Source organism: Verrucosispora sp. WMMD573 (assembly GCF_027497175.1).
Classification (GTDB): domain Bacteria; phylum Actinomycetota; class Actinomycetes; order Mycobacteriales; family Micromonosporaceae; genus Micromonospora.
Map to the genome: position 1 here is coordinate 5,900,451 of NZ_CP114901.1, position 23,301 is coordinate 5,923,751.

The 23,301-nt window shown below is 71.5% G+C and carries 16 protein-coding genes and 1 pseudogene; 5 read left to right on the forward strand and 12 right to left on the reverse strand.

Features of this window, described 5'->3' with window-relative positions:
* Positions 1 to 300: 300 nt before the first annotated feature.
* Both O7601_RS26725 and uvrC read right to left on the reverse strand, forming a co-directional pair.
* Entirely contained in the window at positions 301 to 1,332 is a 1,032-nt protein-coding gene (locus tag O7601_RS26725; RefSeq protein WP_281562649.1) for a transposase, read from the reverse strand.
* Positions 1,333 to 1,526: 194 nt separating this feature from the next.
* A pseudogene (uvrC, locus tag O7601_RS26730) lies at positions 1,527 to 3,695 on the reverse strand (excinuclease ABC subunit UvrC); the annotation flags it as partial.
* A 192-nt stretch (positions 3,696 to 3,887) separates the two neighbouring features.
* On the opposite strand from uvrC, the gene O7601_RS26735 reads away from it, so the two are divergent.
* A complete protein-coding gene (locus O7601_RS26735) occupies positions 3,888 to 7,148 on the forward strand; it encodes a penicillin acylase family protein (protein WP_281563830.1) in 3,261 nt (1,086 codons plus the stop codon).
* A 59-nt stretch (positions 7,149 to 7,207) separates the two neighbouring features.
* Here the strand turns inward: O7601_RS26735 and O7601_RS26740 are convergent, their stop codons facing one another.
* The 3 genes from O7601_RS26740 to rsgA all read right to left on the reverse strand — a co-directional run bounded on the left by O7601_RS26740 (position 7,208) and on the right by rsgA (position 12,122).
* Entirely contained in the window at positions 7,208 to 7,687 is a 480-nt protein-coding gene (locus O7601_RS26740; RefSeq protein ID WP_281567050.1) for a Rieske (2Fe-2S) protein, read from the reverse strand.
* 170 nt (positions 7,688 to 7,857) lie between these two features.
* Positions 7,858 to 10,800 (reverse strand): excinuclease ABC subunit UvrA, encoded by a 2,943-nt coding sequence (gene uvrA, locus O7601_RS26745; RefSeq protein ID WP_281563831.1) that lies wholly within the window; start codon positions 10,798 to 10,800, stop codon positions 7,858 to 7,860.
* A gap of 293 nt (positions 10,801 to 11,093) precedes the next feature.
* Positions 11,094 to 12,122 carry a ribosome small subunit-dependent GTPase A gene (gene rsgA / locus O7601_RS26750; RefSeq protein ID WP_281563832.1) on the reverse strand — a complete coding sequence of 343 codons (1,029 nt, stop codon included), beginning with the start codon at positions 12,120 to 12,122 and terminating at the stop codon, positions 11,094 to 11,096.
* Between the two features lie 256 nt (positions 12,123 to 12,378).
* On the opposite strand from rsgA, the gene O7601_RS26755 reads away from it, so the two are divergent.
* On the forward strand, positions 12,379 to 13,095 hold the full coding sequence (locus O7601_RS26755; protein WP_281563833.1) for a maleylpyruvate isomerase family mycothiol-dependent enzyme: 717 nt from the start codon (positions 12,379 to 12,381) through the stop codon (positions 13,093 to 13,095).
* A gap of 6 nt (positions 13,096 to 13,101) precedes the next feature.
* Complete coding sequence (locus tag O7601_RS26760; RefSeq protein ID WP_281563834.1) at positions 13,102 to 13,755, forward strand: MBL fold metallo-hydrolase; 654 nt, start codon at positions 13,102 to 13,104, stop codon at positions 13,753 to 13,755.
* Positions 13,756 to 13,767: 12 nt separating this feature from the next.
* Here the strand turns inward: O7601_RS26760 and O7601_RS26765 are convergent, their stop codons facing one another.
* A complete protein-coding gene (locus O7601_RS26765) occupies positions 13,768 to 14,091 on the reverse strand; it encodes a nuclear transport factor 2 family protein (protein ID WP_281563835.1) in 324 nt (107 codons plus the stop codon).
* A gap of 133 nt (positions 14,092 to 14,224) precedes the next feature.
* Positions 14,225 to 14,833, reverse strand: a complete 609-nt coding sequence (locus O7601_RS26770) for a VTT domain-containing protein (RefSeq protein ID WP_281563836.1) — start codon at positions 14,831 to 14,833, stop codon at positions 14,225 to 14,227.
* A 236-nt stretch (positions 14,834 to 15,069) separates the two neighbouring features.
* Between O7601_RS26770 and O7601_RS26775 the strand changes: the two genes are divergently transcribed.
* Positions 15,070 to 15,273 carry a cold-shock protein gene (locus O7601_RS26775; RefSeq protein ID WP_281563837.1) on the forward strand — a complete coding sequence of 68 codons (204 nt, stop codon included), beginning with the start codon at positions 15,070 to 15,072 and terminating at the stop codon, positions 15,271 to 15,273.
* Positions 15,274 to 15,350: 77 nt separating this feature from the next.
* On the opposite strand, the gene O7601_RS26780 is transcribed toward O7601_RS26775, so the two are convergent.
* The 3 genes from O7601_RS26780 to O7601_RS26790 all read right to left on the reverse strand — a co-directional run bounded on the left by O7601_RS26780 (position 15,351) and on the right by O7601_RS26790 (position 18,619).
* A complete protein-coding gene (locus O7601_RS26780) occupies positions 15,351 to 16,247 on the reverse strand; it encodes a hypothetical protein (protein WP_281563838.1) in 897 nt (298 codons plus the stop codon).
* 161 nt (positions 16,248 to 16,408) lie between these two features.
* A complete protein-coding gene (locus tag O7601_RS26785; protein ID WP_281563839.1) occupies positions 16,409 to 18,100 on the reverse strand; it encodes a CocE/NonD family hydrolase in 1,692 nt (563 codons plus the stop codon).
* Positions 18,101 to 18,103: 3 nt separating this feature from the next.
* Positions 18,104 to 18,619, reverse strand: coding sequence for a MarR family transcriptional regulator (locus O7601_RS26790; protein ID WP_281567051.1), 516 nt, complete (start codon positions 18,617 to 18,619; stop codon positions 18,104 to 18,106).
* A gap of 175 nt (positions 18,620 to 18,794) precedes the next feature.
* Between O7601_RS26790 and O7601_RS26795 the strand changes: the two genes are divergently transcribed.
* Complete coding sequence (locus tag O7601_RS26795) at positions 18,795 to 20,924, forward strand: MMPL family transporter (RefSeq protein ID WP_281563840.1); 2,130 nt, start codon at positions 18,795 to 18,797, stop codon at positions 20,922 to 20,924.
* On the opposite strand, the gene O7601_RS26800 is transcribed toward O7601_RS26795, so the two are convergent.
* Complete coding sequence (locus O7601_RS26800) at positions 20,870 to 21,772, reverse strand: transglycosylase SLT domain-containing protein (RefSeq protein ID WP_281563841.1); 903 nt, start codon at positions 21,770 to 21,772, stop codon at positions 20,870 to 20,872. The two genes, O7601_RS26795 and O7601_RS26800, sit on opposite strands and share 55 nt — an antisense overlap.
* 97 nt (positions 21,773 to 21,869) lie before the next feature.
* Positions 21,870 to 23,222, reverse strand: a complete 1,353-nt coding sequence (locus O7601_RS26805) for a DedA family protein (protein ID WP_348650220.1) — start codon at positions 23,220 to 23,222, stop codon at positions 21,870 to 21,872.
* Positions 23,223 to 23,301 lie beyond the last annotated feature (79 nt).

A 23,301-nucleotide genomic window follows, 5' to 3' on the forward strand; every position in this document is an offset into this window, starting at 1 on the left:
CCTGGTCGTCCTGGTCCTGGTCGGGAGGGTTTCGGTGGCTTGGCTGGTGTGGGTAGGTGTGGGTGCAGGCTGCGGAAACCTCGTCGGACCCGGAACGGGGTCAGGGTGGTGGTGGTCAGGGGTCGTTCCCAGGGCAGGCGTTGGTCGGCGATCAGGGTTCGAGCGAGGCGGAGTTGGGTGTGTGCCGCCGCGACGATCCAGGTCCACAGGTCTGCTTGGCTGGGGTGGTCCAGGCGAGGTGCTGTTTGATGAACCGGTTGGTGTGTTCGATGGCGAACCGGCGTAGGTAGGCCCGCCAGATCAGGTCAAGGTTGATCGGGTCGGGGCCGGCGGTCCACAGCCACAGGGTTTGTGGGTGCCGGCCTCGACCGTTCGGGTCAGGCTGACCCGAACGACGGTGCCGCGGATGATCGGGGCGGCCAGGCCCTTGGTGTTCTTCGCCGCCCACCGCCGTCGGGGACCCGGCTTGGGGTGCAGGCCGGTCCACGCTTGGACGTGGATCGGGCCGTAGGTGTCATCGACGGTGTGCACCTCGTGGGTGGGCTCCGGCCAGGTCGTGGGGTCAGCGCAGGCGAATCGATCGCCATGCTGTTTGGGTCGGCCGGGGCTGCCGGGGGTCTTGGCGGGCGGGTCGGCGTAGAAGACCCGGTCCCGGCGGATCCGACCGATGATCCGGGCGGGAGCGTGGGGGTCGGACGCCACCCGAGCTGTCGCGGTGATCGGGCAGTAACCGGCGTCCAGGCAGAACACCGGCACCACACCCGGCCGGTGACGGGCCAAGCCCCGCACCAGGCCGCTCATCTGGTTGCAGGCCACCTCGGTGGCGTTGTCCTCAGGGTCCACCCGCACGACATCGACCGGCGCGGTCCAGGAATCCGGCGTCGCGGACACCTGACAGACCCACTGGTAGGCCCAACCCGGCACCATCCGCCCCCGCCGATCGCCACCCGGATCAGGCACTCGACACATCCCCCGCCGCGGCGAACACCCCGCCTCCGGGCGCGGCCACGCCGTCACGTCCACCGCGAACACCGGCCACCACCCCGGCAGAACGCCGATCAGCAGGTCACGCACCGCGGTGACATCCACCCGCCCCTTCGACAAGGACGCGTACACACTGCCCCACCCCCGGCGCAGCGCCGGCTCCAACGTCAGATACGGCAGCGATGCCACCGGACCCGGCGTGGTCAACACCGCATCCGTGACCTCGAACAACGTGTCCGCCCACCGCGTCAGGCACTGATACCAACCCTGACGGAACTCCACCAACCGGTCATGGTCACCGCGCGTCGCTTCCCCACCCATGCCCGCATGGCCCACAATGACGGCCACGGCCACCGCCTCACATCGAAGATCTTGGTCGATCCCGATAATCAGGCGGTGGCCGCTCCACGTCACGCCAACACACCGAACGAACCAGACGCCACCTGCACCACCCCGACCCACGAGTTAGATCGCCAGGCGCCGTGCAGACCGCAACATCGCCGAAGTTGTCAGCTTGCGGGAGGTTCGGGGGTGGGGGTGCGGAGGGCGGTGAGGATGGCCTCGGCGGTGCGGTGGCCGACGCCGGGGACCTCGGTGATCTCCTCGACGGTGGCGGCCGAGAGGCGTTTCAGCGAGCCGAAGTGACGCAGTAGCGCCTTGCGGCGCACCTCGCCCAGACCGGGGACGTTGTCCAACGCCGAGGTGGTCATCCGCTTGGAACGGCGCTGCCGGTGGAAGGTGATGGCGAAACGGTGCGCCTCGTCGCGTACCCGTTGCAGCAGGTAGAGCCCCTCCGAGGCGCGCGGCAGGATGACCGGGAAGTCGTCGTCGGGCAGCCAGACCTCCTCCAGCCGCTTGGCCAGCCCGCACAGCGCCACGTCGTCGATGCCCAGCTCGGCGAGGGCCTGTGCGGCGGCGGCCACCTGCGGCGCTCCGCCGTCGACCACCACCAACTGCGGCGGGTACGCGAATTTGCGCGGCCGGCCCGTGGTCGGGTCGACGAGCGCGCCGATCCGCGGCTCGTCGCTGTCGTCGGCGACGCCCGCGTCACCGTCGTCCGCGTTGACTACGGCCGGCGTGGTGCCGAAAACGTCGGTGCCGGCGACGGCCGGCCTGCGGGCGGCGGCGTCAGCGGCGGCGCGGTCCACGACGCCTGCGTCACCACCGTCGGCGGTGGCCGGCGCGTCGCCGAGGGCGTCGACAGCGACCGTAACCGACTCACCGGCGGCGTCAGCGGTGGCGGTGGCCCGATCCACGGCGGCGGCAGGGATGGCGAGGTCGGCGGCGGATTCGACACCCGCCTCACCGGTCTCGGCGCGCGCGTCGAGGTAGCGGGCGAAACGGCGGCGCAGCACCTCGGACATCGCCGAGAGGTCGTCGCTGGCACCACGGATGATGAACCGGCGGTACTCGCTCTTGCGGGGCAACCCGTCCTCGAAGACGACCATGCTCGCCACCACGTCGGTCCCCTGGATCTGCGAGATGTCGAAGCACTCGATGCGCAGCGGGGCCGTCCGCAGGCCGAGCGCCTCGGTGATCTCGTCGAGGGCCTTGCTGCGGGTGGTCAGGTCACCGGCCCGCTTGAGCTTGTGCCGGGCCAGGGCGTCCTTGGCGTTGCGTTCCACCGTCTCCATCAGGGCCCGCTTGTCGCCGCGCTGCGGCACCCGCAGCGTCACCCGGCCGCCGCGGTGGGTGGAGAGCCAGTCGGCCAGGGCCTCGGCGTCGGCGGGCAGCTCGGGCACCAGCAGCTCCCGTGGCACGTCGGCCTCGCCGTGCTCGCCGCCGTAGACCTGGGTGCAGAAGTGGTGGACGAGGTCGCCCATGGTCAGCTCCTCGGTCTTCTCCACCACCCAGCCGCGCTGGCCGCGTACCCGGCCGCCGCGTACGTGGAAGACCTGTACCGCGGCTTCGAGCGGGTCGTCGGCGAACGCCACCACGTCGGCGTCGGTGCCGTCGCCGAGCACCACCGTCTGCTTCTCCATCGCCCGGCGCAGCGCGGCGACGTCGTCGCGCAGCCGGGCCGCCCGCTCGAACTCCAACTGCTCGCTGGCCTCGGTCATCTCGCGTTCCAGCTTGCGGACCATGGTGTCGGTGCGCCCGGCCATGAAGTCGCAGAAGTCGTCGACGATCTCGCGGTGCCGCTCGGCGGAGACGCTGCCGACGCAGGGGGCCGAGCACTTGCCGATGTATCCGAGCAGGCACGGGCGACCGACCTGGCCGGCCCGCTTGAACACCCCGGCCGAGCAGGTGCGGGCCGGAAAGACGCGCAGCAGCAGGTCGAGCGTCTCGCGGATCGCCCAGGCGTGCGAGTACGGCCCGAAGTAGCGCACCCCCTTGCGCTTGGCCCCGCGCATCACCTGGAGCCGTGGGTACTCCTCGTCGAGGGTCACCGCCAGGTAGGGGTACGACTTGTCGTCGCGGTACCGGACGTTGAACCTCGGGTCGTACTGCTTGATCCAGAGGTATTCGAGCTGGAGCGCCTCGACTTCGGTGCCCACGGTGACCCAGTCGACCGCCTCGGCGGTGGTGACCATCTGCTGGGTGCGCTGGTGCAGCCCCCACAGGTCGGCGAAGTAGGAGTTCAGTCGACTACGCAGATTCTTCGCCTTGCCTACGTAGATCACCCGGCCGGTGCCGTCGTAGAAGCGGTACACCCCCGGTGCCTCGGGAATCGTGCCCGGCGTGGGACGGTAGGTCGACGGATCAGCCACACTCCGAGATTAGTCGCCGCCCCCGACAGCCCGAATCATCCCCTGATGGCCGGGCTCGTCCTGAACGAGCCGCACGGCCCGAACATCCTGATCGATGCCTTCCAATATGGAGCACGGCGGCCTACCATCCAGTAACCGAATGTTCTTCATGTAATGATCCCGTCCGATGGCCCCCGTCCACAGAGGATCGCCATGACCGGTCACACCACCGCCCGCCGGCTGCTCGCCGGCACCACGGCCGCCGCCGTCGCCGCCCTCCTCATCGCCGCCCCGACCACCGCCACCGCAGCCGCTATCCCGCCCGAGAGCACGGCGAGCACCCTCGCGACGAACGTCGCCAACGCCTTCGCCGCCAACGACTACTGCCTCGGCGAATGCTCGGAGATCCTGCCGCCCGGCCAGAACGGCAACGCCACCCTGGTCGAGATCCTGGGCAACCAGGCTTTCGGCACCCGGCCCCGGCACTCCGCCGACCAGCTCGACAGGTACGCCGACCTCGTCTACGGCTACGCCGGGCTGCGCGAGGACCAGATCGGCACCTTCTTCAACGACGCCTCCTTCGGCGTCGCGCCCAGCCAGGTCGAACGCGACTACTCACCCCGCTCGGACGTCCGCATCCTGCGGGACCGGGCCACCGGCGTCCCGCACATCACCGGCACCACCCGCGCCGGGACCATGTTCGGCGCCGGTTACGCCGGGGCCGAGGACCGGCTGTTCACCATGGACCTGCTGCGACACGTCGGCCGGGGCACGCTTACCCCGTTCGCCGGAGGCGCACCGGGCAACCGGGCGTTGGAGCAGAGCGTCTGGCGTACCTCCCCGTACACGGAGGCCGACCTGCAGGCGCAGGTGGCGGCGCTGCGGCAGCAGGGCGGCGGGCGCGGTGAGCAGCTCTACGCCGACGTGCAGGAGTACATCGCCGGGATCAACGCCTACATCCGTACCTGCATGGCCGACCGCGACTGTCCCGGCGAGTACGTACTCACCGGACATCTGGACGCGATCACCAACGCCGGTGGGCCCGAGCCGTTCGTGCTGACCGACCTGGTCGCCATCGCCGGTGTGGTCGGTGGCCTGTTCGGCGGCGGGGGCGGCACCGAGATGCAGTCCGCGCTGGTCCGCATCGCCGCCCGGGCCAAGTTCGGCCCGGTGGAGGGCGACCGGGTGTGGCAGGGCTTCCGGGGGCAGAACGACCCGGAGACCGTGCTGACGCTGCACGACGGGCAGAGCTTCCCGTACGGCGACGCCTCCCCCGACGCGCCAAGCGTGGTGCTGCCGGACGCCGGCTCGGCCCGGGTCGAACCGATCGTCACCGACCCGACCGGCTCCGCGACCGACGCCACGACCTCGAACAGCGGCTCCGAGCTGGCCGCCGCGCTGTCCGGGCTGACCATCGACCCCGCCCACCGGGGCATGTCGAACGCGGCGGTGATCTCGGCCGAGCACTCCACCAGCGGGCATCCGGTGGCGGTGTTCGGGCCGCAGACCGGCTACTTCTCCCCGCAACTGCTGATGGTGCAGGAGCTGCAAGGGCCGGGCATCAGCGCCCGAGGCGCCGCCTTCGCCGGACTGAACCTGTACGTCCTGCTCGGCCGGGGCCAGGACTACGCCTGGAGCGCCACCTCCGCCGTGCACGACATCACCGACACCTACGCGGTGCCGCTCTGCGTACCCGGCGGCGGCACGCCGACGCTGGGCAGCAACCACTACCTGTTCCGCGGGCAGTGCCGGGCGATGGAGGAGCTGTCCCACGTCAACCGGTGGAGCCCGACCGTCGCCGACGGCACCGCGGCCGGGTCGTACAAGCTGGTCGCCTGGCGTACCGAGCTCGGCCTGGTGGCCTGGCGGGGCACTGTCGGTGGGGTGCCGCACGCCTTCACGAAGCTGCGGTCCACCTACGGTCGGGAGGCCAACTCCGCGATCGGTTTCCAGATGTACAACGACCCGAGCCAGATGGGCTCCGCGGCGGCGTTCCGCACCTCGGCGAACAACGTCGAGTACGCGTTCAACTGGTTCTACGTCAACTCCACCGAGTCGGCGTACTTCAACTCCGGGCTCAACCCACTGCGGGCGGCCGGCAGCAATCCGAGCCTGCCGATGAAGGCCGAGCGGGCGTACGAGTGGCAGGACTTCGACCCGGAGACCGGCACCGCCCGGTACGCGCCGGCCTCGGCCCACCCGCAGTCGACGAACCAGGACTACTACGTCAGCTGGAACAACAAGCAGGCCAAGGACTTCGGTGCCGCCGACGGCAACTTCAGCTTCGGCGCCGTGCACCGCGGCGACCTGCTGGACAAGCCGGTGAAGGCGGCGCTCGCGGCCGGACGCACCTTCGACCGGGCCTCGCTCACGGAGCTGGTGCAGCGGGCCGGGCTGACCGATCTGCGCGGCGCCGAGGTGCTCGGCGAGCTGATCCGGGTGCTGGAGAGCCAACCGGTCGCCGACACCGCCCTGGCCAGCGAGATCGCCCGGCTGAAGGCGTGGCGGCAGGCCGGCGCGCTGCGGGTGGAGACGGCCAGGGGCAGCAAGGTCTACCAGCATGCCGAGGCGATCCGGACGCTCGACGCCTGGTGGCCGCTGCTGGTGCGGGGCATGTTCCGGGAACCGCTCGGCGCGCCGCTGTACCAGTCCCTGGTCAACACCATCCAGGTCAACGAGTCCCCCTCCGGCCAGCAGCAGGGCGACGTGTCGGACCTGCCGTCGTCGGCGAACAGCGCCCAGACGCACAAGGGCTCGGCGTTCCAGTACGGGTGGTGGGGTTGGGTAGACAAGGACCTGCGGGCCGTCCTGGGTGACCCGGTGGCCGGTGGGCCGGGGCGTACCTTCTGCGGCGACGGCGACCTCGCCGCCTGCCGGCAGATCCTGCTGGACACCCTGCGCACAGCGGCGACGACGCCGGCCACGCAGACCTATCCGGGTGACTCGACGTGCGCCGCCGGCGACCAGTGGTGCGCTGACGCCATCGTCCAGTCACCGCTTGGCGGCATCAAACACGCCACCATCGCCTGGCAGAACCGTCCCACCTACCAGCAGGTGGTCTCGTTCCCCGCCCGCCGTGGCGACGACCTGACCAACCTCGCCACCGGCCGCCCGGTCACCGCGTCGAGCAGTCAGCTGTTCAACGGTGCCGGCCGTGCCGTCGACGGCGACCTGGGTACCCGCTGGGCCAGTTCCTGGTCGGACAACCAGTGGCTGCGGGTTGACCTCGGATCCGTACGGCAGGTCGGTCGGGTGGTCCTGGCCTGGGAGGCGGCCCACGCCCGGTCGTACCGGGTGGAGGTCTCCGCCGACGGTGCCACCTGGCGACCGGCCTGGTCGACCTCGGCCGGAAACGGCGGCACCGACGTGGTCACCTTCGCCCCGCAGCAGGCCCGCTACGTGCGGATGTACGGGCTGACCCGGGGCACCTCCTACGGCTTCTCGCTGTGGGAGATGTCGGTCTACGGCCAGTGACGCCGACGGTCGCGGCCGGGACGCGGCATCGCCCCGGCCGCGACCGCCCTTCGGCCGGCTCAGGCCAGCGCGATCTGGTCGCCGTCGACCTTGATGTTCTTGGCCGGCAGCGGCGTGGTCGCCGGGCCGGCCGTGACGGAGCCGTCCTCGATGGAGAACTTGCTGCCGTGGCAGGTGCAGTTGATGGTGCCGCCGTCGACGTTCGACACCGGGCAGCCCTGGTGGGTGCAGACCGGGTCGAAGCCCTTGAAGTCGCCGGCGGTGGGCTGGGTGATCACCACGCCCTGGGCGGCGAAGACCGCGCCGCCGCCGACCGGGATGTCGGTCGTCCGGGCCAGTGACTGGGCGCCCTCACGGTCCCCGCCGCCGGCGTCGCCGGTGTTGGTGATCTGCGGTCCAGGGCTCGGTGCCGCGCCGCCGTCGCCGTCCTCACCGCCGCAGGCGGCCAGGACCACCGCCGCGCCGACCGCTCCCGCGCCCGTGAGCACGGCCCGGCGGCTACGCACTCCAGGCCCGGCCGACACCTGCTCGTCGCTCATGTCAGCGCTGCCCTGCGGCTCGCTCATGCCTCGCCCTCCGTCACTCACTCCGGTGCATGATGTGTCGCTACTCTCCCTGCACGCACCACTCTGCCCGGCGGTTCACCCGATCGGCCACCCGGGCCCCCCGCTCGCCGGGAGGGGGCTTGCCGCCCGGCCGGATCGGCCCGTCAGCGCGCGGCGGCGGTGGCCTTACGACCGCCCCGGCCCCGGCCACCGTTGGCCTTCGCCGCCCGGGCGGTGGCCGCCACGGCGCCCTTGGCCGTGCCGCCGAGCTTGAGGACGGTACGCAGGAACTGCCCGGTGTGGCTCTCGACGACCTCGGCGACCTCCTCCGGGCTGCCGGTGGCGAGCACGGTGCCGCCCCGGTGACCGCCCTCGGGGCCCATGTCGATCAACCAGTCCGCGCTCTTGATCACGTCCAGGTTGTGCTCGATCGTGATCACCGTGTTGCCCTTGTCGACCAGGCCCTCCAGCACCAGCAGCAACTTGCGGATGTCCTCGAAGTGCAGACCGGTGGTCGGCTCGTCGAGTACGTAGACCGTCCGCCCGGTCGAGCGCTTCTGCAACTCCGAGGCGAGCTTGACCCGCTGCGCCTCGCCACCGGAGAGGGTCGGCGCGGGCTGCCCCAGCCGTACGTAGCCCAGACCCACGTCGACGAGCGTCTTGAGGTGCCGGTGGATGGCCGGGATGGCGGAAAAGAACTCGGCCGCCTCCTCGATCGGCATCTCCAGCACGTCGGAGACGGTCTTGCCCTTGTAGTGCACCTCCAGGGTCTCCCGGTTGTACCGGGCGCCCTTGCAGACCTCGCACGGCACGTACACGTCGGGCAGGAAGTTCATCTCGATCTTGATGGTGCCGTCGCCGGAGCACGCCTCGCAGCGACCGCCCTTGACGTTGAACGAGAACCGGCCGGGGCCGTACCCCCGGACCTTGGCCTCGGTGGTCTCGGCGAACAGCTTGCGCACGTGGTCCCAGACGCCGGTGTAGGTGGCCGGGTTGGATCGCGGGGTGCGGCCGATCGGCGACTGGTCGACGCCGACGACCTTGTCGACGTGTTCCAGGCCGGACACCCGGGTGTGCCGGCCCGGCACCAGCCGCGCGCCGTTGATCTGGTTGGCCAGCACCGCGTAGAGAATGTCGTTGACCAGGGTCGACTTGCCCGAGCCGCTGACCCCGGTGACGGCGATCAGCTGACCGAGCGGGAAGCCCACGGTCAGGTTGCGCAGATTGTGCTCGCGGGCACCGTGCACGACCAGTTCCCGCCCGGGGGTCTGCTGGCGGCGTCCCTTGGGTGTCGGGATCTCCCGCCGACCGGACAGGTACGCCCCGGTCAGTGACTCGGAATTCTCCAGCAGCGCCGGCACCGAGCCGCTGTGCACGATCCGACCGCCGTGCTCCCCCGCGCCGGGACCGATGTCGACGATCCAGTCGGCGGTGCGGATGGTGTCCTCGTCGTGCTCGACCACGATCAGCGTGTTGCCCAGGCCACGCAGCCGCACCAGCGTCTCGATCAGCCGGTGATTGTCCCGCTGATGCAGGCCGATCGACGGCTCGTCGAGCACGTAGAGCACGCCGACCAGGCCGGAACCGATCTGGGTGGCCAACCGGATGCGCTGCGCCTCGCCGCCGGAGAGGGTGCCGGCCGGGCGGTCCAGGGAGAGGTAGTCCAGCCCGACGTCGAGCAGGAAGCGCAGCCGGGCGTTGATCTCCTTGAGCACCCGCTCGGCGATCAGCTTCTGCCGGTCGGTCAACTCGATGCCGGCCAGCAGGTCGGCGCACTCGCCGACGGACAGGTTGCACACCTCGGCGATGCTGCGCCCGGCCAGGGTGACCGCGAGCACCTCGGGCTTGAGCCGGGCACCCCCGCAGGCCGCGCAGGGCACGTCGCGCATGTAGCCCTCGTACTTCTCCCGCGACCACTCGCTCTCGGTGTCGGAGTGCCGGCGCTCGATCCACTGCACCACGCCCTCGAAACCGGTGTAGTACGAGCGCTCCCGGCCGTACTTGTTGCGGTAACGCACGTGCACCTGGTCGTCGGAGCCGTGCAGGATCGTCTTCTGCGCCCGCGACGGCAGTGCCCGCCACGGGGTGTCGACGTCGAAGTGCTCGGCCTCGCCGAGCGCCTCCAGCAGGCGGAGGAAGTATTCCAGGTTGTGCCCGGTCGCCCAGGGCTGGATCGCGCCCTCGCGCAGGCTGCGTTCCGGGTCGGGGACGACCAGTTCCGGGTCGACCTCCTTCTTGGTGCCCAGGCCGGTGCACTCCGGGCAGGCGCCGTAGGGCGCGTTGAAGGAGAAGACCCGGGGTTCCAGGTCCTCGATGGCGAGGGGGTGGTCGTTGGGGCAGGCAAGATGCTCGGAGTAGCGCCGCTCCCGGTCGGGGTCGTCCTCGGCCAGGTCGACGAAGTCGAGCAGGACCAGACCGCCGGAGAGGCCCAGCGCGGCCTCGACCGAGTCGGTCAACCGCTGCTTGGCGCTGGGCTTGACGCTGAGCCGGTCGATCACCACCTCGATGGTGTGCTTCTCCTGCTTCTTCAGCTTCGGGGGGTCGGTGAGCTGGTGCACCACCCCGTCGACCCGGGCCCGCGCGTACCCCTTGGCCTGGAGCTCGGCGAACAGGTCGACGTACTCGCCCTTGCGCCCGCGCACCACCGGCGCGAGCACCATGAAGCGGGTGCCCTCGGCCATGGCGAGGACCCGGTCGACGATCTGCTGCGGGCTCTGCTTGGAGATCCGTTCGCCACAGACCGGGCAGTGTGGCTCCCCGACGCGGGCGAAGAGCAGCCGCAGGTAGTCGTAGACCTCGGTGATCGTGCCGACGGTGGAGCGGGGGTTGCGCGAGGTGGACTTCTGGTCGATGGAGACGGCCGGGCTCAGACCTTCGATGAAGTCGACGTCCGGCTTGTCCATCTGGCCGAGGAACTGCCGGGCGTACGACGACAGCGACTCGACGTAACGCCGCTGCCCCTCGGCGAAGATCGTGTCGAAGGCCAGGCTCGACTTGCCCGACCCGGACAGCCCGGTGAACACGATCAGGGCGTCCCGGGGCAGGTCGAGGCTGACGTCACGCAGGTTGTGCTCGCGCGCGCCACGAATGATCAAACGGTCGGCCACGGTCCGTGTACTCCCGGGTGAGAATGAAGAGGAAGATCTGTCCGCTTTTGGGATGATCCCAGCGGTTGTGTCAGCGCGGAGAGTGCGCCCCGGCAACTGTAGACCCGACCCCCGACAACTTCCCCCACCCACACATCCCACCCCACCCCACCCCCACCCCCGCCCCGCTCCCCACCCCGCCCCCCGCCCCAGCTGCGCCGATCATGCAGTTGTGGCACGCACAAAAGCGGTCAAATCACTCGTACCGACGACCACAACTGCATGATCGCGAACCGTAGGGGTGGGGGTGGGGGTTAGTGGGGGGTACGGCGGGTGGTGCGGGGCACACGGGTGGAGCGGCGACGGGTCTCGTGGGCGATCTCCCGTTGCAGCCGACGCCAGCTCTCGTAGCGGCGGGCGGTCAGCGCACCGGCAGCCATTGCCGCGCGCACCGCGCAGCCGGGTTCGGCCTCGTGCCCGCAGTCGCCGTACCGGCAGCCGACGGCCAGCTCGGCGATGTCGGCGAAGGCGCGGTCGAGCCCGGTCGAGCCGTCGAGCAGGCCGACGGCCCGGACCCCGGGCGTGTCCACCACGGCACCGCCGCCCGGCAGCGGGACCAGCGACCGCCAGGTGGTGGTGTGCCGACCCTTGCCGTCGACCCGACGGATCGCCTGGGTGGGCATCACCACCGCCGAGACGAGCGCGTTGACCAGGCTGGACTTGCCGGCGCCGGAGGGTCCGAGCAGGCCGAGGGTGCGGCCGGGGCCGACCTCGGCGCGCAGCGGCTCCAGCCCGGCGCCGTGCTCGGCGCTGACCGGCAGCACCGGCACGCCCGGGGCGAGAGCCGCGAGCTGACGCGCCACCGCCGCCGGATCGGTCGCCAGGTCGGTCTTGGTCAGCACCACCAGCGGCCGGGCACCCGACTCGTGGACCAGCGAGAGCAGCCGCTCGATCCGGGCTGCGTCCGGTGCCGGGTGCACCGGCTCGACCACGGCGGCCACGTCCAGGTTGGCGGCCAGCAGTTGGCCGCTGGCGTCCTTGCCGGCGGTGCGCCGGATCAACGCGGTACGCCGGGGCAGCACCGCCTCCACCGTCACCCGCCCATCGGGCCAGGCGCACAGCAGCACCCAGTCGCCGACGCCAGGCAGCCGGGTCGCGTCGCCGACGGCGGCGGCCAGCACGGTCCCGCCGGTCGAGGCGCGCATCGGCCCGTCCTCGGTGAGCACGGTGCAGACGCCCCGGTCGACGCGGGCCACCCGGCCGGGACGCTGATCGGTACGGATACGTCGCAGATGGGCCGCCCGGTCGGTGTCCCAGCCCAGGGCGGTCAGCGAGATGGTCATGGCTCCTCGTTCAGTCTCGGTGCGGGTGATACACGGGTGCGGTGACCGGCATGACCACACCTCCTCCGCTCCGGCGTCACGCACGAACCTGGTCGACCTCCCCGGTGAGGACCGGGCCGCGAGGCAGCAGACGAGGCGTCCACGTCACGGGCCCCGCTTCGAGGGGGTCGTTGGCACAGACGGTAGGTCGGACCACGCCACGCCGGAAGTGAATTCCGCGGCGACGCGGTGGGCGCGGGCCGCTAGGGTCAGCACCGTGACGATGGATCCGCTGCTGCTGACCGGCGACGTGGACGACGCCACGGCCCGCCTGCTGCGGACGGCGGCCACCTTCGACGCCGCCGACCTCGCGGCGCCGTCCCTGCTGCCCGGGTGGACCCGGGGGCACGTGCTCGCCCACGTGTGCCGCAACGCCGACGGCTTCGTCAATTTGCTCACCTCGGCCCGCACCGGCGAGCCGATCCCGATGTACGCCAGCGCCGCCACCCGGACCGCCGACATCGAGGCGGGGGCCCCGCGTACCCCGGAGGAACAGCTGGACGACCTGCGGCGCAGCGCGGACCGGTTCGCCGAGGCCGTCGCCGCGATGCCGGTGCCGGCGTGGGGCGCCACCGTCGAGACCCGACACGGCTCGCGGCCGGCGGCCCTGCTCGTCTGGGGTCGGCTGCGGGAGCTGGAGATCCACCACGTCGACCTGGCGGCCGGCTACCAGCCCACGGACTGGTCACCGGACTTCGGTCACCGGCTGCTGCATGAGGTCGCCAGCGGCTTCGCCGACCGAAGCGACGTACCGGCGATGGTGCTGCGCTTCGACGGCAGCAGCCACGAACTGGTGCTCGGCGATCGGGCACAGGCACCGGTCGTCGCGGGTGCGGCGGCCGAACTCGCCGCATGGCTGACCGGCCGTGACCCCGGCACCACCCTGACCGTCACCCCCGACGGGCAGCTGCCCCACCCGCCCGAATGGATCTAGGAAGCCATGACCTACAACGGAGAAGTCACCCCCGGCGGCCCGTCGGCGGTACGCGAACTCGACCGGCTGACCATCACCAAGGTGTCGGTCGGTCCGATGGACAACAACGCGTACCTGCTGCGCTGCGGCAGCACCGGCGAGCAGGTGCTGGTCGACGCCGCGAACGAGGCGCCCCGCCTGCTGGAACTGATCGGCGACGTCGGGCTCACCGCGGTGGTGACCACCCATCAGCACATGGACCACTGGGTGGGTCTGGAAGAGGTGGTGGCCAAGACCGGCGCCCGCGCGCTGGTGCACGCCGACGACGCGGAAGGGCTGCCGATCGAGGCGCAGACCCTCACCGAGGGCGATGTCGTGCCGGTCGGCGACTGCGCCCTGGAGGTCATCCACCTACGGGGGCACACCCCGGGCTCGGTGGCGCTGCTCTACCGCGACCCCGCCGGCGTGCCGCACCTCTTCACCGGCGACAGTCTCTTCCCCGGTGGGGTCGGCAACACCGACCGGGATCCGCAGCGGTTCGCCGCGCTGATCGACGATGTCGAGCACAAGCTGTTCGACCGGCTGCCCGACGAGACCTGGTTCTACCCCGGGCACGGCCGGGACTCGACGCTCGGCGCGGAGCGCCCCCACCTGGCTGAGTGGCGCGCCCGCGGCTGGTGACCGCCGCGCCGGTCAGGGAGCGATGCGCAGGCGTCGGATCTGGTTGTCGTCGTAGTCCTCGAAGCGGTACCGCAGGCCGGCGAAGGGGCTACCGGGAAAGTCGCCGGTGATGGTGGCGGTGACCACCGTTCCCTCCGGCGTCTGCGCCACGTCGGTGATCTCGTACGACACCAGCGGCACCTCCTGCCGCCAGGCCCGGATCTCCGCGATGCCCGCGTAGGTCCTGCCCTCGTCCTCGACCACGGCGTCGGGGGCGAAGAGCGCGAAGTAGGCGTCGCTGTCGGCCTCGCCGGCGAGCGCGAAGTAGCGACGGATGAGTGGCGGTGCGGCGCCCATGGCGGAACTCCTCAGGGAAGCGTCGTGTAGCTCTGCGGACCTGCACGATCCTGCCGCACGGGTGCGACGGCCACCCTCGGTTCGATCATTTCCAGGACCGCCTGGCGGCGTTCGCCGGCTCTGACCAGCCGGGTCAGCGGGTGACGGCGCGCAACCGTCGCCGGGTGCCGAGCAGCACCAGGGCCGCCAGCAGCAGTCCGCCGCCCATGGTCACCAGCAGTGGACTCGCGCCGGCGGGCAGCAGCCCGGCCAGTGTCCGCGACGCCGTGCCCACCACCAGGTAGAGGCCGGCCCATCCGGCCGCACCCAGCGCCGCAAACCCGAGAAACCGTCGGTACGACATGTGCAGCCCGCCCGCGGCCAGCGGCAGCAGCGCGTTGAACACCGGCAGGAAGGGCGCGATCAGCACCAGCCGGCCGCCGTCACGGCGCAGGATGGCCTCCGCGGCCACCCACCTCGCCTCGCCGACCCACCCGCCGAAGCGACTGCGCCGCAGCCGATCGCCCCACCGCCGGCCGACCAGAAAACTCAGCGACCAACCGGTGAGGCATCCGGTGACCACGGCGACGAAGGTCGCCACCCCGGTGGTGGGGCTACCCACCGCCACTGCGGCGAGCACCGCCACGTCACCGGGCACGAGGACCCCGAACAGCGGCACCGCGTCGAAGAGCATGACCACCCCGAGCACCACCATCAGCACCACCACGGGAAGCTCTCCGACCTGGGCCAGCTGGTCCGCCATGCCTCGTACGCTAGGACCCGGCCGCCACCGTGGGCATCGGGTTTCCTCCCCATCCTCGGGATGCCGCCCCTGAGGGTGATCCCTGAGCCCGCCGGTCGGGTCGGCGCCATCCGCTCCATCACCTGAAGCGCTTCGCCCGGCAAATCCGCTATTCACCGGTTACTGTCGGGAAGGTATTGGGCGATCACCGGCGCGCAAGCCAGCGGTCGCCCGCATGGAACAGGGAGAGAGTACGCATGGCAACCGGCACCGTGAAGTGGTTCAACTCCGAAAAGGGCTTCGGCTTCATCGAGCAGGACGGCGGAGGGCCCGACGTCTTCGTCCACTACTCGGCCATCCAGTCCAGCGGTTACCGCGAGCTGGCCGAGGGCCAGAAGGTCGAGTTCGACGTGACCCAGGGGCAGAAGGGCCCGCAGGCGGACAACGTCCGCCCGCTCTGACTCGTACGGTCCGACGGGGCTGATCGCACGGCGGTGAGTGGCGGCCGGTACCGGCCGCCACTCGTCGGAGCGTCGCCTCAGGCGGCCAGGCGGCGACTCAACTCGCTGACGACCTGCTGCGCCACGGTGGGCGGAATGGCCGCCGCGATCTCCTGCGGGGAGAGACCGGCCAGCACCCCGGTGACGATCGCCTGCTCGTCGGTGAAGTCCCGGTTCATCAGCGAGTCCACCTTGCTCTGCAGCGCGGTGAGTTGGGCGCCGATGGTGCGCAGCGTCGGGTGGGAGACCTGGAAGTCGGGATCTTTGTGATCCTCGCCCATGGCCATCCGGGTGTAGGTCTGCCCGACCGGGTTGCGTCCGTCCAGGACGGTGAGGTTGCGGTGGACGGTCCTGAGCCAGTTGTGTTCCTCGGGTGTCATGTCGTTCTCCCCCTCCTCGGATTTCAGCAGTCCGATCGCGGTCAGGTAGCGGCGGAACAGCGGCCGCTGGTCGCGGTTCGCCTTGATCGAGTCCCGGAAGAAACTGAAATGGGTGTGCCACAGGTGGGACCGGTCGCCGGTGCTGCGGCGACCGAGCCGGTCCCAGCGCCGGACCACCTTGCCGTCCGGCGAATAGATGATCTCGCGGATGTCGCGGGTGTCCGGGGCGTTGGCGGCGCACTGCGCCACGCACCAGGTCGAGAACGTGAACAGGGTGTGGGTGCGGCCACCGGAGTTGAGCCGGAACGTCCCCACGTCCAGGGCGGCCGCGTCCAGGGTGAGGCCGTTGCGGTCGCGGGGCGACTCGACCACCGAGTAGTCGTTGGTGACGACCCGGTCCGACCCGCAGTGGTAGCCCCCTCGATGGTTGGCGTCGCCGACGATGCCGACCTCGTTCGGTTCGAGGTCGTCGTCTCGACTGCGGTTGGGATCGCGGTTGAGGTGCTCAAGCAGCAGACTACGAACGGCGAGCAGATTTGCCGGGGCCCGCGTCATGGATCCCCCTTCGCTTGTGTTGGGGACCAGGCGCGACGGTGACACCGCGTGCGCGGTGGAGAGGCTCACCGGCGGGCCCGGCCAATCGGGTGCACGGCGCCGGGCGTAACACCACGATAGCTCGGTCTATCGGAGAATGCCCAGCTCAGAGGCGCTTCGATTCAGCTTGGAGAAGGCTGAGAGGCAGAGTGGACGACCGGTAGGACCACTGCGGACGGATGATCCGGGTCGTGCATGATCTCTCGGAATCCACCACGGAGCGTCATAGCCGCGCCGAGCGGCTCGCCGGTGCCGGGGTTGCGCGCGTAGCGGGGATGGGCCCCGCCGGAGACCTGCAACCGCAGTCGGTGCCCGGGGGCGAAGCGGTGGGCGGTGGGCCACATCTCGACCGGCACCGTGACGGCGCCGGTTTCGTCGGCGGGAAACCGCTGCGGATCGAGTCGGACCAGCCCGTCGCAGATGTTCCACGAGCGTCCCCGCTCGTCCACGTCGCACAGTCGCACGAACACGTCCAGGTGTGTCAGCTCGCTGCGCAGGTGGATCTCGGCACGTACCGGCCCGATCACCTCGATGCCGGCGGCCAACGGCTCGCTGGTCCAGGTCAACACGTCGGGCCTGGCCTCGACCGGGCGGTTGTCGAATGGTCCGGCCCGCTGGGCCACCAGCAGTGGACCGCCCAGCGACGGTGTCGGGTCGGCCGGGTCGTACCAGAACCCGTCCGGCGGCGACGGCACCGGGTCAACGGGGCTCAGGGCCGCCCCCGGGTGCAGGTACCACCGCACGGCTTCGGCGGGCGGCGGCCAGTCGGGCAGGTCACGCCAGCCGCCACCGACGCCACCGACGTGCACCCGCACAGGAGTGCCGGACGGGTGGACGGCGCCTGCTGCCCGCCGATCACCGGCCTGGTCGTCGAACAGGTGGACATCGAGCCAGCGCAGTCCCTCGCGCAGGGCGGCGATGAACAGCCCGGGGCTGCCATGCGTCCACGGCCCGATCACCAGGCGCGGACGGGCGCCGGTGGCCCGCAGCGCCGTGTAGTCGCGCAGTTGGGCCGGCAGGAAGATGTCGTGCCAGCCGCTCACCATCGCCACCGGGGAGCTGACCAGGTGCAGTCGGTCGTCGAAGACCCGACTGCGCCAGTAGTCGGCCTGTGGGGTGTGGTGCCGCAGCCACTCCTGAAAGAACGGCACGGTCACCCCGGTGGCGACCCGGTCGGCCTCGATCAACGGAAGGTGCGACAGGGCGGCGGTCAGCTTCGGCTGGCCACGCTTGAGCTCCCACTGACGGGCCAGCCACGGGACGGTCTGCGCCTGGAGCAACTCGGCCCAGGTCAGCACCGTGTCCAAGGCGAACGACTCCCCCGCGTAGGTGGAGTCGCGGGTGGTCGAGGCGGTGGCGACCGCGACCATAGCGCGCAACTGCGGGCCCGCGTCCGCCGCCAGCGCCCACTGTACGAACCCCTGGTAGCTGGCGCCGAACATGCTGAACGCGCCGGTCCACCACGGCTGCCGGCGCAGCCAGTCGAGCGTGTCCAGACCGTCGTCGCGTTCGTGCACGAACGGCTCGAACGCACCACCGGAGCCGCCGGTGCCCCGGCAGGACTGGATCACCACGTGGAATCCCTGCTCGGCGGCGAGTCGGCAGAGCAGCCGCATCGGTCCGGCCCGACCGTACGGGGTGCGGATCAGCACGGTGGGCGCGGCGGGCAGGTCGGGCGCGTAGTGGTCGGTGCGCAGGGTGACTCCGTCGCGTACCCGCAGCGCGATGTCCCGGGTGACGGTGACCCGTCGGGTCCGTGCCGGTGGCAGTCGCAGGGCGGTGGCGGCGAGCCCGGCCGCCAGACGATCAAGCACGACTCACTCCGACCGGCGTCGGTGCGGCTCGGTCCGGGCGGCACGAACCTCGTCCCGGTGCTCCCTCAGCGAGGCTCCCATCGCCGTCATGAACCGGTACACCACCTCCAGTTCGTCGTCACGGAAGCCGGCCATCACCCGGTCGGTGCGCTCGCCCAGCGGCCGGAAGAAGCCCATCGCCAGTTCGGCGCCGCGTTGGGCGTAGCGCAGCAGTACCTTGCGACGGTCCGTGGTGGCCCGGTCGCGGCGCAGGTGCCCGGCGCGTTCCAGCCGGTCGATCAGGGCGGTGACCGAGCCGGAGGAGAGCCCGAGGTGCTCGCCGAGCCGGCCGGGCGTGATCGGATCGCCGAGCAGCTCGGCGTCCATCACAGCGATGAGTGCCTGCAGGTCGGTGGCGTTGAGGCCGTGCTGGCCGGCGAAGGCGTGCCCGACGTGCTGCGCGTCCACGCCGTAGCGCCGCAGCTCAGCCGTGATCTCGGCGATCAGCAGGTCCCGGCGCGTGTCGCGCCTGCGGTACATACCGTGAGCTGCCACGTGCCGCCGCTTCCTCCCGAGGTCCGGGTTCGCAGCATAACCCGAGCCGGAGTCTCGTCTCGGCCGTCGAGATTCTCTGCCGCTGCGCTGTTGCAGTATATTTCTTGATAGGCGAAAATCTCGACTGTCTAGATACTTTGTCGGCTGGGGGTTCGTCCTGATGTCCGTGTTCACCCGCGTGGCGGGCGGTCGCCTGAACGCCTTGTTCACCATCCTCGCGGCGCTCGCCGTGGGCGCGGCCGTCTTCTGGTTGCCCACCCCCGACAACCCGGCACCCGTCTCCGCCACCGGCCTGTCCGACCGCTGGCAGTCCACCCAGGTCGAGCGGTTGCAGGAGGAACTGCCCGCCAGCGACGTCCAGCCGGCCATCGTGGTGGTCACCCGCGCCGACGACGCGCCGCTGACCGACGGCGACCGCACCGCCGTGACCAGCGGCACCGGTGCCCTCGGTGGATTCACCGTCGGCGGTCAGGTCTCCCCACCGCAGCTGTCTCCCGACGGCACGGTGGCCCTGGTCGCCGTGCCACTGAGCACCGAGGGCGGTCAGGAAGCGGTGGCCGCCACCGTGGCCGAGGTTCGCCAGGCACTGACCGCCCTACCGGCCGAACTGACCGTCGAGGTGACCGGCGCGCCGGCCTTCACCGCCGACCTCACCAAGGTCTTCGAGGGCGCCGACGTCACCCTGCTCGCCGTCACCGCCGCGGTCGTCGCGCTGCTGCTGCTCGTCACCTACCGCAGTCCGCTGCTGTGGATGGTGCCGCTGGCCGTGGTGGCCGCCACCGAACAGGTGGCGCTGCGGGCCCTCGACACGGTCATCCCCGCTGTCGGCATCAACTACGCCGGCGGCGCCGTCAGCGGCATCGCCAGCGTCCTCGTCTTCGGCGCCGCCACCAACTACGCCCTGCTGCTGATCGCCCGCTACCGGGAGGAGCTACGCCGGGAAGCGGACCGCTTCGCCGCCATGCGGGCCGCGCTGCGCCGCACCGCCGAACCGATTCTCGCCAGCGGCGGCACCGTCATGCTCGGGGTGCTCACCCTGCTGCTCAGCGAACGGGAACTCAACCGGGCCCTCGCCGTCGCCTGCGCCACCGGCATCCTGCTGGCCATGGCGTCGGCGCTGCTCGTGCTGCCGGCCGCCCTGGTGCTGCTCGGCCGACGCCTGTTCTGGCCGTTCGTACCGCACGTCGGCAGCGAGGGTCGGGAGGGCCGGGTCTGGGGTCGGCTCGGTGCCGCCGTGATCCGCCGCCCGCTTCCCGTCGCGGCCCTGGCCACGCTGCTGCTGGCCGCACTCGCCCTGGGCGGCCTCGGCCTGCGGACCGGGCTGTCGGAGACCGAGCAGTTCCGGGTACAGCCGGAAGCGGTCGCCGGGGCAGAGACCCTGGCCAGCGCCTTCCCCGCCGGCACCACCCAGCCGGTCGCGGTGCTGACCCGACCCGACACCGTTCCGGCGGTCACCGCGGCCGCCGCCGAGGTGCCCGGAGTCGCCTCCGCCCGTCCCGGCGCCGCCGGCCCCACCGTCGCCCAGGTCGACGTGGTCCTCGAGGCCGAACCGGGCACCACCGCCTCCGACCGGACGCTGGAGGCCCTGCGGGATGCGGTCGCCGCCGTACCCGACTCCGCACCACCCGCCCCAGCCCGTGGCGAAACCCCGAGCGGCGCCATCGTCGGCGGCAGCGTGGCCGGCACGTACGATGCGTCGGCCGCCGACGCCGAGGACCTGCGCGTCATCCTGCCGCTGATCCTGCTGCTGGTCGGCGCCGTGCTGGTCCTGCTGCTACGCGGCCTGCTCGCCCCGGTGCTGCTCGTGGTCACCGTCGTCGCGTCGTACTTCGCCAGCCTCGGCGGCGCCTGGCTGCTCTTCGACCACGTGCTCGGCTTCCCCGCGCTGGACACCACCGTGCCGCTGCTCGCCTTCGTCTTCCTGGTGGCGCTCGGCGTGGACTACAACATCTTCCTGGTCACCCGGGCCCGGGAGGACGCCCGCACCGCCGGCACCCGAGAGGGCATGCTCTCCGCGCTCCGGGTCACCGGCGGCGTCATCACCAGCGCCGGCATCCTGCTGGCCGCCGTCTTCGCCGTGCTCGGCGTGCTACCGCTGATCACCCTGACCCAGATCGGGATCATCGTCTGCCTCGGTGTGCTGCTGGACACCCTGCTGGTCCGCACGGTCGTCGTCCCGGCCCTGGCCTTCCTGCTCGGGGAACGCTTCTGGTGGCCCGGCCGGGTCGACGACGGTCAGAACCCCAGGCAGACGCACTCCGTCATCAGCGCCCGGACGTTGCGCACGTAGTTCGGGTTGGCAATGTTCAGTGGCTCCCCGTCCGGGGCCACCCTCCCGTGCCCGTAGTTGTACGCGGCGATGACCGCGTTCAACAGGCACGAGTCCAACTCCGAGGTGCACAGACCGGCGTCGAGCCGGTAGTCGGCGTCGAAGTACCTGTCGCCGATGTCCTTGGTCAGCCAGGCCAGGTAGGTGCCGCCGAGGTAGGCATTGTCCCGGTAGTCCCACACGTCGTAGCTCTGCCCGAAACGCTGGTTCATCCAGGACGCGGTCTCCGGCATCACCTGCATCAGGCCGATGCCCTCGTCGCAGGCCACGATGTTGGACTGCCAGCCGCTCTCCTGCCACGCCGTCGCTTTGATCAGATTGAGCGGAACGCGGATGCTCGGGGCCGACGTCGGCCAGTAGGTGCGCCCGGCCGCGTCGGTCAACGCCGCCTTGACCTGCGCACGGCTGGCCTGATCGCCCTTGTAGCTGGGCTTGCAGTCGCTCGCAGGCGGCTTCGGCGGATCCGGCGGCACCTCCGTCTCCGTCGGCGGCTTCGGCACCGTTCGCGGAGCGGTGGCCGTGGCGCGCTCCGGCTTCGCGCTCCGCTTCGCCGCCGACGGCGACGCGCTGGCGCTGGGCGTGGCCTTCGGCGCGGCACCCATCGCCTCCACCGCCGACGGTGTCGCCGACGCCTCCTGCGGCACCGGCGAGCCGGTGGGCTCCCCCGAGGCGTCCGGCAGCTCCTCCGGAAGTGCGACCGGGGCCGGCACCTCCGCCGCGGGAGCGTCCACCTTGGCGCATCCACCGCCGGTCAGCAGCAGCATCGCGGCGACCACCGCGACACCCCACCGTGCGCCGTCGCGTCCCATGTCGACCTCCTCCGGCCGTGACGAACCCGCCGCACACTAACAGCTACCGCCCGTCGCGCGTGGCCCCGCGACCGCCGCCGGGATCCCGGCGCCCGCCTCACCCGACGGCGGACGTACCGCCGGTCACCGCACGGTCCCGGGTGGCCCAAGCGACCATGAACACCGCCGTCCAGGCGGCACCGAGCAGCACCGCGCCCACCGTGCCGCTGGCCGTGCTCAGCCCCAGGTACAGCCGGGCGCCGCCGATGGTGACCACGCCGGCCGCCGCGACGGTCCACGCGGCCACCGCCACCGGCCATCGGGCACCTCGCGACAACAGCCACGCCAGCGTGCACAGGCTCGCCGTCACCACCACGTTCTGCGTGGAGAACAGCACCACCCGCCCACCGGCGGCCAGGTCCGCCACGGCCGCCAGCACCACCAGCGGCACGAAGGCACCAACCGTGCCGACCACACTGAGCAGGTCCGCCCGCCAGGGCCGCTGCCGCCAGGCCTGCACCAGGGCCACCACCGCCACCATCACGATCAGCGACGAGCCACGCAGCAGCGAGACCGCCGCCTGGGTCGCCTCCACCGCGTCGGGTGTACGCCGCGCCGCGAACCAGCCCGCGATCGCCCCGTCGACCAGGGCCAACCCGCTGTGCCGGACCACCACCCGCAGGACCCACGCGATCACCAGCGCCACCACGAACAGCAGCACCACCCCGACGGCCAGGTTCGCCAGCAACGCCCAGGCCGGCCCGAGGCGCAGGCTCAGCAGGAAGAACAGCAGTCCGTAACGGGCCGACAGCCACCGCAGCGGCGGCAGCCGGGCCGCCCGGGTCAGCAACGCCCGGGCCGGATCGGGGTTCCGGCCCAGCCAGCGACCGGCCAACACCACCGCGACCAGCGCGGCCAGCAGCACCAGCACCGCTCCGGTGGCCCGGCCCAGCAGCCGGGAGACCGTCTCGTACGACTCGCCGGCCAGGTGCCCGACCAGCACCGAGGCGCCCACCCAGGTGCTCACCCCGGCCAGGTTCCACGGCGCGAACCGGCGGTACGGCATGCCGGCCGCACCGGCCAGTCGGGGCACCAGCGTGCGGGCGAACGCCACCCAGCGGGCGGTCAGCACACCTCGCCCACCCATCCGGTCGAGCATCGCGTCGGCTCGGGCCCACCGCTGCGGCCCCACCCGGGCGCCCCACCTGCTGGCCCGCAGCCGGGGCCCGTAGCGCCGGCCGGCGCGGAACGCCAACGCGTCCCCCAGCGCGGCGGCGGCGATCATCACCAGCAACGCCGGTCCGAGCCGCAACGTGCCGGTGTACGTGAGGAAGCCCACCAGCAGCAGGGTCGCCTCACCGGGCGCGACCAGACCGATGATCAGTGCCGTCTCGGCGGCCACGATCAGCGCCGCCACCACATAGATCAGCCACGGCGGCAGGCTCTGCACCGAACTGAGCAGATCGTGCACGGCGCCCCCGGATCACCTCGGCAGAACTGCCCTGCAAGTGTGACAGTGCCCTCCGTCACCGCGCCGCCCCGCTCTCCGG